Raw genomic sequence first — 14,739 nt, 5'->3', positions numbered from 1 at the left:
CCCGATGTATCGCTCCAATTTAAGCCTCATTGTCTTAAACAATGCATCCGGACGCGGGATGGAGCAGTTTGGTAGCTCGTCGGGCTCATAACCCGAAGGTCGTCGGTTCAAATCCGGCTCCCGCAACCACATTACAGTTACACGTTGTACATTGCCTTTCAGTAAGCGCTTAGCTTCTTAGCAGACAGTATTAACGGTTAACTAATGCGATACTAGCTCAGTTGGTAGAGCGCAACCTTGCCAAGGTTGAGGTCATCGGTTCGAACCCGATGTATCGCTCCAGCTTTCTTCTAAAAAGCTATTAAGACTCTTTAAACCACCGTGTTTTTCTTTAGATCACAGAGTTTAAAGACGACCTTAAAGGTCACGCTCTTTCTTTAATGCTGCGAAGCATAATCCCCCCAAAAAGCAAATAATCCTCCATCATGGTGGATATTTTTTTGTCTTAAATTTTTCTTAGCAACTGGAATGCTAGTAAACATCAGGTCTCTGAAGCAGATACTTGAGGTTTTTCACATCTATAAACAGACTTATCCACAAAATGTTAGGTGTGGATAACTTGGTTGATAAAGTTATTTCAGACTTAATTCTTTACATATCCCCAAAAGATCTTTCTTGTTTTCAATATATTAGCTGAATTGTGGCGATCGTAACTTGTTGTTTTTTATCAGTTTGAGTGTTTATCTTGAATTTGATAAAAGATCGTTAACTTGTTGTTTTTTGATCTTAATCATTTATCGGTACTGTGTTTAACTTTGTGAGAGTGTCGGAAGTTTACGAGAGTTCTGAATTTTTTCCACATTGCTAAAATTGAGAACAAGGTCAAACATTGTTCTAAAATTATGTGCAACGGGTTGTCTTAAATGTTGGATTATTTAGGTAGGTTAGCTAGCCAATCGTTGATGCCTAAAGGGCTAGGCGTCTCTTGGCAGTCCTTTCTCAACAATACGTATCAGTCTGTGCTTTTTGGTGGATATTTTACTGCTACTTCTTTGCACACCGCTAGCGTTGGGTAACTGTTGTAGTTGTTTATTCAAAGCCCACTCAATATGCACATCTAGCATTTCGTTTTTGCCTTGATGGGATTCTAGTGTTTCAACAATGCGTTGTTGAAATGGTGCATTGCCCATCGCAACAAAGATATTGCGCAACCACTGGGTGTGGCCGATACGTCTTATTGCTGAGCCTTCCATTTTCTTTAGGAAGGTGGCTTCGTCCCAACTTGAAAGTGAAACCAGATCGGCTTCTTGGAAATCTTCTCTACGATGAAAGTCTGTTTGCTCTGTGAGTTCGGCATGACGGTTCCACGGGCACACTAACTGGCAGTCGTCGCAACCGTAAATACGATTACCAATGGCGTCTCTAAATTCTTCCGGGATCACACCATCATATTCAATGGTTAAGTACGAAATACATTTTCGAGCATCCACTACGCCATCAGCAATAATGGCACCCGTTGGGCAAGAAGTGATACATGCGGTGCATTTTCCGCACTCATCGACACTCGGTTCATCAACAGGAAGCGGGATATTAACCAGCAGTTCTCCTAGGAAGAACCAAGAGCCCGCGTCTTTATCAAGAATTAACGAGTGTTTACCTGTCCAACCCAGCCCCGCTTTTTGAGCGAGCGGTCTTTCCAAAATAGGCGCTGAATCCACGAAAGGACGTGAGTCTAAACCTTCGACCTCTTTTTCGATTCTTTGTCCCAGCTTTTTCAACTGGTTACGGAACAATTTGTGATAATCGCGGCCTAAAGAATAACGGCTGATATAGCCTTGAGTGGTATCGCTTAGGTTAGAGGCAAACTGAGCTTCTGGTGGTAGGTAGTTCATTCGGGCGCTGATCACTCGAATGGTGCCTGGATGAAGTTCATCAGGACGTGCGCGCATCATTCCATGTCGAGCCATCCAATCCATTTCGCCGTGGTTGCCAGCATCTAGCCATGCTTGAAGAGGGGCTTCGTGTTCACTTAAATCAACATCGCAGATGCCAACTTTTTGAAAGCCGAGCTCTTTTCCCCAGATTTTAATTTTTTCAGCAAGATGGTCTAGATTCATGGCTTCATTCTTAATTCTTATTTTCTCTGTTTTACAATTAGAGATAAGGCTAATTAAAATTAGGTTCGGCAAAAATGGGGGCGGATCTTAACGGATCTTAGTGATATTGACCAGAACTGACGTGTTTTGATCAGTATTTTTCATAGAACTTACACTTGAGTGCTTGTCTACTAAAAGCATCACGGTTTACTATTCTTGTTCTTTTGATTTTTATATAGTCAACGATCGATTTTTAGAGAACGTATTCATGAGCACGAAACAATTTACTTTGAAAGATGAACAAGCAACGATTCAATTAGGGACGGAGCTTTCTAATCTTTGCTCACAGCAGACGACTATTTATCTGCATGGTGATCTTGGCGCAGGTAAAACGACCTTCAGTCGTGGCTTTGTAAAAGCACTTGGCCATCAAGGAAATGTAAAGAGCCCAACGTATACTCTAGTTGAACCTTATCAACTTGCCGATTGGCAGGTATATCACTTCGATCTTTATCGCTTAGCCGATCCTGAAGAATTGGAGTTCATGGGGATTCGTGATTACTTCACACCAGATGCTATCTGTTTGGTTGAATGGCCTGAGAAAGGCTATGGGATGCTACCAGAAGCCGATTTGGACATTGATATTCGTTACCAAGACGATCACCGTATTGTTTCTTTAACCGCTAATAGTGAATACGGACAGCGCTTACTTAGTCAGTTGGAGTTATGTTGATTTCTAGACGCCTTATTTCAGCAGTAGCCATGACGGCTGCTGTTTTTTCTATACTGTTTTCTTCACTTGTTTCTGCAAACTCACTGAAAAGTTTAAGGGTTTGGCCTTCTCCAGAAGAAACTCGTGTGGTTATCGACTTAAAATCAGAAGCGGACTTTAGCTATTTCACCTTGAGTAGCCCGAGTCGTTTAGTGGTCGATTTAAAACATACCAACCTTGCAACTAAGTTACCGGTCGTGGTGAAAGATAGCCCCGTTCTATCTAAGATTCGTAAGAGTTCACCGCCAGACAAAAATACCTATCGCTTGGTTTTTGAGTTGAAGAAATCCTCTACAGCGGAGCTGTTTAAACTCAGCCCGACTCCTGGTGGTCAGTACGGACATCGTCTGGTGATCGATCTGCCTCATGGTGCGGCAAGCAAGGGGACAACGACGTCGAAGCCGAGTAAACCAACGGTGAGCAAAAATATTAATCAGGTTAAACGTCAGAAAGACATTCTGATCGTGATTGACCCTGGTCACGGTGGTGAGGATCCAGGCTCTATTGGTCCAAGTCGTAAGTATGAAAAGAATGCGACTCTGAGTATTTCTCGTAAGCTTGCTGCACAGTTGAATGCGGTCCCGGGGATCAAAACTCGTATGACTCGCAATGCCGACTACTTTGTAAATCTTAACCGACGTGTTGCGATTGCTCGTGAAAATGAAGCTCACTTGTTTATCTCTATTCACGCGGATGCGTTTACGACCCCGCAACCACGAGGTGGTTCGGTGTTTGTGTTGAATACTCGACGCGCAAATACCGAGATCTCTCGATGGATCGAGAACAAAGAGAAGCAGTCTGAATTACTCGGTGGTAGCGGTGCGGCTTTCACTGGCAATATTGATGATAAGAACGTAAACCAAACTCTGCTTGATTTGCAGTTCAGCCACTCACAGAAAGAGGGCTATAAGCTTGCAACAACCATCCTGTCTGAGATGGGTAAGGTTGCTAAGCTTCATAACAGTAAACCAATCAATACCAGTTTGGCGGTATTGCGTTCACCACAGATACCATCGGTCTTGGTCGAGACGGGCTTTATTTCGAATCCGACCGAAGAGAAGCTGCTTTTCCAACGTTCGCACCAAGATAAATTGGCACGAGCAGTGACCAAAGCGGTCGTTAAGTATTTGAAGGCTAACCCGCCAGAAGGGATTATCTTGTCTAACGCAACGTCGTCAACGGGTAGCGTAAGCCAACATAAAGTGTCTCGTGGTGAGTCTTTATCGGTGATTGCGAGTAAATATGGCACCTCGACACAGACGTTGATGAAATTCAACAATCTGAAATCGAGCAGCCTAGCGATCGGCCAAGTGCTTAAGATCCCAAGCAGTGCTTCAGGGTCATCATCAAGCAGTGCAGTGAAAACTAAGACCATCACTCACACGGTTAAGTCTGGAGAGTACCTAGGCAAGATAGCCAGCCGTTACAAAGTACGGGTTGCAGATATCAAACGTGAGAACCGCTTGAAGTCTGAAACCGTTAGAGTAGGCCAGAAGCTACGTATTACGGTTGAAGTGAAAGACGTACCTCTGCGTAAACATAAAGTCGCAAGAGGTGACTACCTGGGTAAGATTGCTTCTAAATATGGCGTGAGCGTCAACAGCATTCGCCAAGCGAATAAGCTACGATCTGACAGCCTAGCGGTGGGTCAGGTGTTGATTATTCCGCACAAATAAGCTTTTTAACGCAGACATGTTTCCATCAATGGCAGTAAGGTAGCTATAAATATGACGATCAAAATACTGCCAGCTCGGTTAGCTAACCAAATCGCAGCGGGTGAGGTGGTAGAAAGACCAGCTTCTGTTGTGAAAGAGTTGGTAGAGAACAGTTTGGATTCAGGTGCCACACGTATCGATATTGATATCGAGAAAGGTGGCGCCAAGATGATCCGCGTTCGTGACAACGGCAAGGGCATCGTTAAAGATGAGCTTGCGTTGGCGCTGAGCCGTCATGCTACCTCTAAGATTCATACCCTTGATGACCTTGAGGCGATCGTCAGCCTTGGTTTCCGTGGTGAGGCGCTCGCGAGTATCAGCTCTGTTGCGCGCTTAACCATGACTTCACGCCCTGCGACTCAAGATCAAGCTTGGGCTGCGCACAGTGAAGGTCGGGATATGCAGGTGAAACTGCAGCCTGCGGCGCATCCTATTGGTACTTCGGTTGAGGTGTTGGACCTGTTCTTCAATACGCCAGCACGCCGCAAGTTTTTACGCACCGAGAAAACTGAATTCACACATATCGATGAGCTGCTTAAACGCATCGCATTGAGTCGCTTTGATGTGACGATTAACCTTCGCCATAACGGTAAAATGATTCGTCAGTACCGCGCTGCCAAAACACAAGTTCAAGCAGAAAAGCGAATCGCTGCGGTATGTGGCAATCCTTTTGTTCGTCATATGCTTAAGATCGAACTTGAGCATCAAGGCCTAAAACTTCATGGCTGGATCACCACGCCAGAAGGAGCAAGACAACAAAGCGATCTGCAATACTGCTATGTGAATGGTCGTATGATGCGTGACAAGCTGATCAATCATGCGATTCGTCAAAGCTACGAAACCAGCCTGCGCCCAGACCAATTTGCGACGTATGTGTTGTTCATTGAGCTAGACCCACATCAGGTGGACGTGAATGTTCACCCTGCCAAACACGAAGTGCGTTTCCATCAAGCCCGCCTTGTACACGACTTTATCTACCAAGCGTTGAGTGATGGCTTAGCCCAAAGCAAACAAATTGATGCAGCACCGATCAAGCAGTCTGCGTTTCATCAGTCAGAAGTGATTCATCATCAGCAAGATAGCTCGAACTCTGGTATCGGTGAAGTGGCCAGTTTCTCAGAGCCTGAAAGCTCAATGCCTAGCCGTTCGGATCAAACCCAAGTATCTGATAGTGAACGACATGCTATTGAGCAAACGCCAGCCTACCCGAGAAAAGCAGAGTCTGAGCGCACTTATGATCAACCTCAACACAGCGTTAATGATGGTGGGCAACATTATGGCTCAACAGCCAACCGAGGTTCATCGCCTAGCAGGGGCTCTTCAACCAACTTAGATTCGTCTACTAACATTAGCTCAGCTAACACAGGCTCGTCGGCTTGCGAAACCAGTTTTACCGGGTCTCCTCGTCAAGAGTGGATAGAGTCCCGACCTGAACCTAAAAAAGAAAAAGAGCAGCACCAACATCATGGTGAACCCGCGCCCTCTAAGCGAGAAGTGAAAGCCTATAAAGAGCTTCTGAAAACGCCAGATTTTGATGGTCAAGTTGTAGTCCCATCATCTCCTCAAGAGCATGTGGCACCAGTAGAAACCAGAGACAACATAAAAAATAAAGGAAATATAGAAGCTAAGCCTGCTCAACAGAACCTGGTTCATTCAAAACCAAGAGCTCCTGTGACGGACTTAGGCAAAGCTGTCTCGGTAGTGGAACGCCAATATTTGGTAATGGGAAACAAAAACGGCAGCGTATTGGTGTCTCTAGCCAAAGCGGAATTGCTACGTGTGATTGGCCAACTTGATACTCGAGAAGGGGCGTTAAAAAGCCAACCGCTATTGGTGCCTTTATCGATTAAGCTTGGTAGTGAACTTGTCGAGGTTGCTAAGGCGTTGAGCCAAACACTGGCGTTATTGGGGATTGAGCTTAAGGCGCGAAACAGTGAAGCGGTAATGGTAATGGGCGTGCCTTCTCCTTTGAGGCAGCAAAACTTACAAATTTTGATCCCAGATCTGTTATCTTACGCGGCTTCATTAAACGCTCAGATTGTCGATAATCACGCTGCTACTGTTTTTAACGATATGTTGCCATCATTGGTCAACTGGATCGGGATTCAAACGGCACAAGTAAAAAGCGACTACACTTTATCTGAAGCGGTTCAACTAGTTGGGGAACTTGAACAGCTCTGGCATGGTCTACTTCCATTAGATGATCCAGAGTTTGTAAATCCTATCGACTTTTCAGCGACCATAGCCGCGTTTACGGTTTAACTTTTTCGCGATGGCATTTATCTTTGCAACTGAATGTATCGCGATACGAAGCCCTTTTTTATAAAGCGCTCTAACAGAGAAACAAATACAAAATATCATGACTGAAAAATTACCTTTAGCGTTGTTTTTAATGGGCCCTACGGCATCAGGAAAAACAGATTTAGCTATCCGCTTACGTCAGAAGTACCCAGTAGAGATCATCAGTGTCGACTCAGCATTGATCTACAAAGACATGGATATCGGCACCGCTAAACCGGATGCAGGAGAGCTCGCGCTCGCGCCCCATCGTTTGATTGATATTCTCGATCCAAGCGAAGCGTATTCTGCGGCAGATTTTCGTCGTGATGCGATCAATGAAATGAATAAGATTGTAGCGGAAGGAAAAATCCCGTTACTGGTTGGTGGCACAATGCTGTACTACAAGGCATTGTTGGAAGGCTTATCGCCATTACCGGCCGCGGATCAAGAGATTCGTAAGCAGATTGAAGCGGAGTCTATTGAACAGGGTTGGCAGGCATTGCATGATCAATTAAGAGAGATAGATCCCGTATCCGCTGAAAGAATACACCCAAATGATCCACAAAGGCTTTCAAGGGCATTGGAAGTTTACCGAATTTCGGGTAAAACATTAACAGAGCTAACTCAAACGAAAGGCGATAGCCTGCCATTTCGTGTAAAACAATTTGCAATAGCTCCCAAGGAAAGGAAAGAGCTCCATCGCCGCATTGAACTTCGCTTTGAGAAGATGATAGAGGCGGGGTTTGAAGATGAGATGAAGGCGTTATATGCCAGAGACGATCTTCACCCTGAACTGCCATCGATCCGATGCGTTGGTTATAGGCAGATGTGGGATTATTTAGATGGGAATTGCGATTTAGACGAAGCGGTTTTCCGTGGTGTCTGCGCAACCCGTCAATTGGCCAAGCGACAAATCACCTGGTTACGCAGTTGGGATGATTTAACTTGGTTGGATAGCGAAAACATTGAACAGGCGTTAGAAACTCTTTCAGATGCAATAGCATCTGATTAGTATTGCTGTGTATAATGTGATCGCTTTTGCGTGAATATACTCTGAAAAGGATCAGTTATTGAGGCTTTTAAAAATCACAGCCTTTCAATAACAACGGAGTTTTTTTATTCGTTTAGCTCAGATGCAAAGGCCGCACCTTTTTGTGCACCACTAGCTAAATAATTACAACAAAATATAAATAAGGAAAATAAAATGGCTAAGGGGCAATCGCTACAAGACCCATTCCTAAATGCACTCCGTCGTGAGCGCATTCCAGTCTCTATCTATCTTGTTAACGGCATCAAGCTGCAAGGTCAGATCGAGTCTTTCGATCAATTCGTGATCTTATTGAAGAACACAGTAAACCAAATGGTTTACAAGCATGCGATTTCTACTGTGGTTCCTGCTCGTGCAGTTAGTCACCACAGCGGCGAGCAACAGCGTGCGCCATCTGATCGTCCAGAGAAGACTGAAGATTAATCGTTCAATTGATACAGCTTGCGCTGTAATAAGGAGTTGGTTGCTTGTTTGACCGTTATGAATCCGGCGAGCGAGCCGTACTTGTTCATATCAACTTCACGCAAGAGGGAGAATGGGAAGACCTAAGCGAATGTGAAATGCTGGTCTCCTCAGCGGGGGTAGAAACGCTACAAGTGATTACTGGTAGCCGACAATCCCCACTCCCTAAATACTACGTTGGAGAAGGTAAAGCCCTAGAAATCGCTCAAGCCGTTCAGCTGACCGGTGCTGAAATTGTGATTTTTAACCACTCTCTCTCTCCTGCCCAAGAGCGAAACCTCGAGCAATTGTGTAAATGTCGTGTGATTGATCGCACGGGTTTAATCTTAGATATCTTTGCACAACGTGCGCGAACTCATGAAGGTAAGCTACAAGTTGAGCTCGCTCAGCTTCGTCATATCTCTACCCGATTGATTCGTGGTTGGACTCACCTTGAAAGGCAGAAAGGTGGTATTGGTCTTCGTGGTCCAGGTGAAACTCAACTGGAAACCGATCGACGTTTGTTGCGTGACCGTATAAAAGCGATATTACGTCGTTTAGCGAAAGTGGCTAAGCAGCGTGAACAAGGACGACGTGCTCGTAATCGAGCTGAAATCCCAACAATTTCTTTGGTTGGTTATACCAACGCAGGGAAATCAACACTTTTCAATCAAATCACTAGTGCAGGTGTTTATGCGGCAGACCAACTGTTTGCAACTCTAGACCCAACACTACGTAAGATTGAATTGGCAGATGTCGGGCCTGCAATTCTCGCAGATACCGTAGGTTTTATCCGTCATCTACCACACGACTTGGTCGCTGCGTTCAAGGCTACGTTACAAGAGACGCAGGAAGCTGACATTTTGTTACATGTTGTTGATGCCAGTGATGACCGCTTTCGTGAGAACATTCAGGCTGTTCATGAAGTATTAGAAGAAATCGATGCTCATGAAGTGCCAACCCTTGTAGTCATGAACAAAATTGACGGCATGGAAGACCAAAAACCTCGAATTGAAAGAGACGAAGAGGGCGCACCACGCGCTGTTTGGGTTTCTGCAATGGAAGGAGAAGGGATTGAACTGCTGTTTGAGGCTTTAACTGAGCGTTTAGCGAGTCAAATGGTTCAATTCCGGTTGTGTATTCCACATCAACATCAAGGCCGTATTCGCAGCTTATTCTTCGAGATGAAATGTATTCAACAGGAAGAGTATGATGAAAATGGTAACTTGTTGATAGATATCCGAATGCAACAAATAGATTGGTCTAAACTTGAAAAAAGAGAAGGGGCGCTCTTAGGTGACTTTATCGTTACCAAAGAGACTGCTACAGTATAACGTCATATCAAATGATGGAGCTTTCTAATGGCGTGGAATGAGCCTGGAAATAATAACAACGGCGATAATAACGGCCGCGATAATGACCCTTGGGGTAAGAACAATAATCGCGGCGGCCGAGATCAAGGACCGCCAGACTTAGACGAAGTGTTTAGTAAACTAAGTCAAAAGTTAGGTGGCAAGTTTGGTAAAAAAGGTGGCAACGGTAACGGGCCATCTATTGGTGGTGGCGGTGCGATTGGCTTTGGTGTCATTGCTGTCATTGCGATTGCTATCTGGTTCTTCGCTGGTTTCTACACCGTTGGCGAAGCAGAAAGAGCCGTTGTACTTCGACTGGGTCAATTCGACCGTATCGAAGAACCGGGTCTTAACTGGCACCCACGCTTCATCGATGAAATTAAAGATGAGCAACTGGTTAACGTTCAAGCGATTCGTTCTCTACGTGCTTCTGGCACCATGCTAACGAAAGATGAAAACGTTGTGACGGTTGAAATGGGCGTTCAATACCGTGTTTCTGACCCATACAAGTACTTGTATCGTGTAACGGATGCGGACGATAGCTTACGTCAAGCAACTGATTCTGCGCTTCGTGCGGTAATTGGTGACTCACTAATGGATAGTATCCTAACAAGTGGTCGTCAGCAGATTCGTCAAAGCACTCAAGAAACCTTGAACCGTATTATTGATAGCTACGACATGGGTATTCTAATTGTTGACGTGAACTTCCAGTCAGCACGTCCACCTGAGCAAGTGAAAGATGCATTTGATGATGCTATCGCGGCTCGAGAGGATGAAGAGCGTTTTGAACGTGAAGCTGAAGCTTACCGAAATGACATTCTTCCAAAAGCAACAGGTCGTGCTGAGCGTTTGAAGAAAGAAGCGGTGGGTTACTCAGAGCGCACAGTTAATGGTGCTCTAGGTCAAGTTGCTCAGTTCGAGAAGCTTTTACCTGAATACCAAGCTGCTCCTGAAGTAACACGTAACCGTATGTACCTTGATACAATGGAAAAAGTGTACTCAAGCACATCGAAAGTCCTGATTGATTCTGAATCAAGCGGTAACTTGCTATACCTACCAATTGATAAGCTAGGCGCACAAGGTGGTTCTCAGTCGGGCACTCGCCCTGCAAAAGCATCATCAACTTACGATCAAATTGAGTTAGAAACTCAAGCGGATCCAAAGTCTAGCACTCAAACTCGTTCAGACAGTTCACGTCAAGGGAGATACTAATAATGCGTAAATTAATGATCCCTGTATTAGTTGTGACGATTGCCCTTCTATTGATGTCACTATTTGTGATTCAAGAAGGCGAGCGTGGCATGGTAATCCGTTTTGGTCGAGTTCTCGATGACAACGGCGTATCACGAATCTATGAACCAGGCTTGCACTTTAAGCTGCCTATGTTTGATCGCGTAAAAGTACTTGATGCTCGTATTCAAACGATGGATGGTCGTTCTGACCGTTTCGTAACATCAGAGAAAAAAGACGTTCTAATTGATACCTATGCAAAATGGCGTATTGCTGATTTTGGACGTTTTTATCTGAGTACTGGCGGCGGTAATATCATGACGGCAGAAGCACTTCTTGAGCGTAAAGTGACAGATGTTCTTCGTTCTGAAATTGGTGCTCGTGAAATTAAGCAGATCGTGTCAGGCCCTCGTAATAAGGACATACTGCCAGACTCTGCTGATAGCGAAGTCGTCACAACGGTAGCAGCTGCAGAAGCTCTAGAAGTTGATGGCGAACGCGATAAGATCATGGAAAACGTTTTGTCTGGAACGTCAGAAAGTGCGATGGCTGATTTAGGTGTTGAAGTTGTTGATTTCCGAATGAAGAAGATTAACCTTCCTGACGAAATCAGTGAATCTATCTACCGCCGTATGCGTGCAGAACGTGAATCGGTTGCTCGTAGACACCGTTCTCAAGGTCGTGAGAAAGCAGAAGTTATCCGTGCTCAAGCTGAGCTAGAAGTAGCAACAGTTCTTGCAGAAGCTGACCGTACAGCTCGAATCACTCGTGGTGATGCAGATGCAGAAGCAGCGAAGATCTACTCTGATGTGTACAGTAAAGATCCTGAGTTCTATGGCTTCATGCGTTCATTGCAAGCTTATGAGACATCATTTAGCGATAAGAGCGACATTCTAGTACTGGATCCGAAGACGGACTTCTTCCAATACATGAATCAAGCGAGCGGCGCTCCAGCAAAATAAGCTGATGCGTTAGCGGATGCTTAGCTCAATAAGCAAAATACGTTAAAACTTAAAAGGCTCCCATTATGGGAGCCTTTTTGTTTTCTATTCTTTGAAGACTGAAGACTGAAGACTGAAGACTAAAGACTAAAGACTGAATATTGGCCATTGCGTCCTCGAGGAAAATCGAGCGACAGAGCCGTGCTTTGAGAAAGCCTAGCGGTAGGTCATGAAAGCGATAACGACGCCGGCAACCACAAGGCAACCGCCAATTCGGCGCAGTTGCGTGTCTGGCTGTTGGCTTAATTGAGCAACCATGTTTCTCCAGCCATTAGGTGCAATCAAGGGCCCCAGCCCTTCAACGATAAGAACAAGCCCGATTGCGAGCCAGATAGAATTAGACATGTTGCTGCCTTTTGCCTGTAAAAAGATAATAATATCAGCATCTTTACGGATCTTCGCGGTGTCATTGCAAATTTGCTTGTCGTTAGCTTTAACAATTATGAACAAAAAATGACTGCAAGAAATGTGATTCGGTGCTAGAATCCATTTTTAATTAGCAACAGAAATTGGAAAGATGGGAAATAACGTAGTCGTTCTAGGCACCCAATGGGGTGATGAAGGTAAAGGTAAAATCGTTGACCTTTTAACTGAAGATGCAAAATACGTGGTTCGCTACCAAGGCGGTCACAATGCAGGTCACACACTTGTAATTGACGGTGAAAAAACCGTTCTTCACTTAATTCCATCAGGTATCCTACGCAATAACGTTAAATGTGTTATTGGCAACGGTGTAGTATTATCGCCTGACGCACTTCTTAAAGAAATGAAACCTCTTGAAGATCGCGGTATCCCAGTACGTGAGCGTCTTTTCATCTCTGAAGCTTGTCCTCTAATTCTTCCGTACCACATTGCAATCGACAACGCGCGTGAAATCGCTCGTGGCGCTAAAGCTATCGGTACAACGGGTCGTGGTATCGGTCCTGCTTACGAAGATAAAGTTGCTCGTCGCGGTCTACGCGTTGGCGACCTTTTCGATAAAGAAGCATTTGCTGAGAAGCTAAAAGAAGTTATGGAATTCCACAACTTCCAACTAGAGCACTTCTACAAAGCTGAAACAGTAAGCTACGAAGAAGTTCTTGAGCAAGCGATGAGCTACGCAGACATGTTAACTGCGATGGTTATCGACGTAACTGACGAACTAGACGCAGCACGTAAGCGCGGCGACAAGATCATGTTCGAAGGTGCTCAAGGTACGCTACTAGATATCGACCACGGTACTTACCCATACGTAACGTCTTCTAACACGACTGCTGGTGGTGTTGCTGCAGGTTCTGGTTTTGGTCCTCGTCACATCGGTTACATCCTTGGTATTACTAAGGCTTACTGTACTCGTGTTGGTTCAGGTCCATTCCCAACTGAGCTATACGATGGCCTTGAAAAACAAGACCCAGTTGGTAAGCACCTAGGCGATGTTGGTCACGAGTTTGGCGCAACGACTGGTCGTCTACGCCGTACTGGTTGGTTCGATGCTGTTGCTATGCGTCGTGCAATCCAAATCAACTCTCTATCTGGTATCTGTCTAACTAAACTAGACGTTCTAGATGGCCTAGAAGAACTAAAAATCTGTACTGGTTACAAGATGAAAGATGGTTCTATCCTAGAAGTTTCTCCAATGGCTGCTGAGTCATTCGAAGAAGCGACGCCAATCTACGAAACAATGCCTGGTTGGTCTGAAAACACATTTGGTGCTAAATCTATCGACGCGCTTCCACAAGCTGCTCTAGATTACATCAAGCGTATCGAAGACCTAACTGGCGTTCCAATTGATATCGTATCAACTGGCCCAGATCGTAACGAAACTATCATCAAGGTTCACCCATACGGCGCATAATGCCCGCTGAGTGATTACGAAGCACTAACCGTGCTCTGATAATGAAATAGTTTTCTAAAAGCCGACTTTATTAAGTCGGCTTTTTAGTACCTGCAATTTAGCCACGCACTCTTTGATGGTGATCTTTTAAGCGTCATCAGGCAAAATATTGCCCATTAGCGGCAAGTTTTGTCTAAAGCCGTCAGGGTTATTGCCGATACAGATATCATGGAAAGTGAAGTTCACCCTGTTTTGTGCGTGTAGAAATCCTCTGCGGCCCTCAATAGATAACTTTAGCGACAGATAATAGAGTGCAGGTATGAAGCTACGAATTGTAGCAGCTTCATTGATAATGGCGCTGAGCTCACCCTTGAGTCATGCAAATTTGACTGACGTGGGAGAGCCCGTTCCAATATATACAGAAGCTGAACTGATTAATTTAATCGAGAATAATCAACACCTAGAGCGAGTGAAAGCTGATAAGTGCCAGTTAGTTGAAGATATCGTTGCTCGTGCAACGCGTATTAGCTTACCTTCTTATGAGTTTTTATACGGTGATATGTTGGCTTGGGGCGTGTGTGTTCCACAAGATGTCGAGCTTGGCATTTACTATATGGAAAACGCGGCGCATCAAGGTTTACCGGCTGCACTAGAGCAACTAGGTCGTTATTACTCTCGCGGAACTTTGGTTCAACAAGACAAAGAGCGCGCGATTCCGTATTTACGTGAAGCGGCCTCTATGGGTAATCTAAGTGCAAGCATTCACTTAGCGGAACTCTTGTTGCGTGATTACGGTAGCCCGTTAGATTATGAAGATGCTTACCGCTGGTTATACAACTCGGTGACCGCGGATGATAGGCAACACAAACGCATCACCGTGCTTCGTAGCGGTCTGGAACAGAGAATGCCTGACAACATTATCGCTCGAGCAAAACGTCGAGACGTGTTCTGGTAATTACGAATATTAATTAAGGTAGATGGTGAACGACTGCACTCGTTAGCCATCTATCTTGATATAGAAAGATACCGTATTAATACCAATTCCATTAAA

At 44.9% G+C, this 14,739-nt stretch carries 12 protein-coding genes and 2 tRNA genes; 12 read left to right on the top strand and 2 right to left on the bottom strand.

The window, feature by feature from the left end:
- The first annotated feature begins 52 nt into the window (after positions 1-52).
- Together AACT19_RS24310 and AACT19_RS24305 are read left to right on the top strand one after the other, a co-directional pair.
- Positions 53-129, top strand: a tRNA-Met gene (locus tag AACT19_RS24310).
- Between the two features lie 77 nt (positions 130-206).
- Positions 207-282, top strand: a tRNA-Gly gene (locus AACT19_RS24305).
- A gap of 632 nt (positions 283-914) precedes the next feature.
- Here AACT19_RS24305 and queG read toward each other — a convergent pair.
- The gene (gene queG, locus AACT19_RS24300; protein ID WP_004735871.1) at positions 915-2,057 is read right to left on the bottom strand and encodes a tRNA epoxyqueuosine(34) reductase QueG; all 1,143 of its coding nucleotides are present in this window, start codon (positions 2,055-2,057) and stop codon (positions 915-917) included.
- A 247-nt stretch (positions 2,058-2,304) separates the two neighbouring features.
- Here queG and tsaE point away from each other — a divergent pair, with 247 nt between their 5' ends.
- The 8 genes from tsaE to hflC all read left to right on the top strand — a co-directional run bounded on the left by tsaE (position 2,305) and on the right by hflC (position 11,836).
- Complete coding sequence (gene tsaE / locus AACT19_RS24295; RefSeq protein WP_004735870.1) at positions 2,305-2,769, top strand: tRNA (adenosine(37)-N6)-threonylcarbamoyltransferase complex ATPase subunit type 1 TsaE; 465 nt, start codon at positions 2,305-2,307, stop codon at positions 2,767-2,769.
- Positions 2,763-4,484 carry an N-acetylmuramoyl-L-alanine amidase gene (locus tag AACT19_RS24290; protein WP_017089314.1) on the top strand — a complete coding sequence of 574 codons (1,722 nt, stop codon included), beginning with the start codon at positions 2,763-2,765 and terminating at the stop codon, positions 4,482-4,484. The genes tsaE and AACT19_RS24290 overlap by 7 nt, the downstream gene beginning before the upstream one ends.
- A gap of 51 nt (positions 4,485-4,535) precedes the next feature.
- Positions 4,536-6,785 (top strand): DNA mismatch repair endonuclease MutL, encoded by a 2,250-nt coding sequence (mutL, locus tag AACT19_RS24285; protein WP_076649153.1) that lies wholly within the window; start codon positions 4,536-4,538, stop codon positions 6,783-6,785.
- Positions 6,786-6,882: 97 nt separating this feature from the next.
- Complete coding sequence (gene miaA / locus AACT19_RS24280) at positions 6,883-7,815, top strand: tRNA (adenosine(37)-N6)-dimethylallyltransferase MiaA (protein WP_004735867.1); 933 nt, start codon at positions 6,883-6,885, stop codon at positions 7,813-7,815.
- Positions 7,816-8,007: 192 nt separating this feature from the next.
- Entirely contained in the window at positions 8,008-8,274 is a 267-nt protein-coding gene (hfq, locus tag AACT19_RS24275) for an RNA chaperone Hfq (RefSeq protein WP_004735866.1), read from the top strand.
- Between the two features lie 44 nt (positions 8,275-8,318).
- On the top strand, positions 8,319-9,626 hold the full coding sequence (gene hflX / locus AACT19_RS24270) for a ribosome rescue GTPase HflX (protein ID WP_076649151.1): 1,308 nt from the start codon (positions 8,319-8,321) through the stop codon (positions 9,624-9,626).
- Between the two features lie 27 nt (positions 9,627-9,653).
- Positions 9,654-10,856 (top strand): FtsH protease activity modulator HflK, encoded by a 1,203-nt coding sequence (hflK, locus tag AACT19_RS24265; protein ID WP_004735863.1) that lies wholly within the window; start codon positions 9,654-9,656, stop codon positions 10,854-10,856.
- Between the two features lie 2 nt (positions 10,857-10,858).
- The gene (hflC, locus tag AACT19_RS24260; RefSeq protein ID WP_004735862.1) at positions 10,859-11,836 is read left to right on the top strand and encodes a protease modulator HflC; all 978 of its coding nucleotides are present in this window, start codon (positions 10,859-10,861) and stop codon (positions 11,834-11,836) included.
- Between the two features lie 195 nt (positions 11,837-12,031).
- Here hflC and AACT19_RS24255 read toward each other — a convergent pair whose 3' ends face one another.
- Positions 12,032-12,220, bottom strand: a complete 189-nt coding sequence (locus tag AACT19_RS24255) for a DUF2065 domain-containing protein (protein WP_026012244.1) — start codon at positions 12,218-12,220, stop codon at positions 12,032-12,034.
- A gap of 172 nt (positions 12,221-12,392) precedes the next feature.
- On the opposite strand from AACT19_RS24255, the gene AACT19_RS24250 reads away from it, so the two are divergent.
- Together AACT19_RS24250 and motX are read left to right on the top strand one after the other, a co-directional pair.
- Complete coding sequence (locus AACT19_RS24250; RefSeq protein ID WP_017078237.1) at positions 12,393-13,709, top strand: adenylosuccinate synthase; 1,317 nt, start codon at positions 12,393-12,395, stop codon at positions 13,707-13,709.
- A gap of 298 nt (positions 13,710-14,007) precedes the next feature.
- Positions 14,008-14,643, top strand: a complete 636-nt coding sequence (motX, locus tag AACT19_RS24245) for a flagellar protein MotX (protein WP_004735859.1) — start codon at positions 14,008-14,010, stop codon at positions 14,641-14,643.
- Positions 14,644-14,739: the final 96 nt, after the last annotated feature.

This window comes from Vibrio sp. 10N.222.47.A9 (genome assembly GCF_963872585.1).
Taxonomy (GTDB): Bacteria; Pseudomonadota; Gammaproteobacteria; order Enterobacterales; family Vibrionaceae; genus Vibrio; species Vibrio splendidus.
Note: the sequence above shows the minus strand (reverse complement) of the source record. Positions and strands in the feature narration are given on the sequence as shown.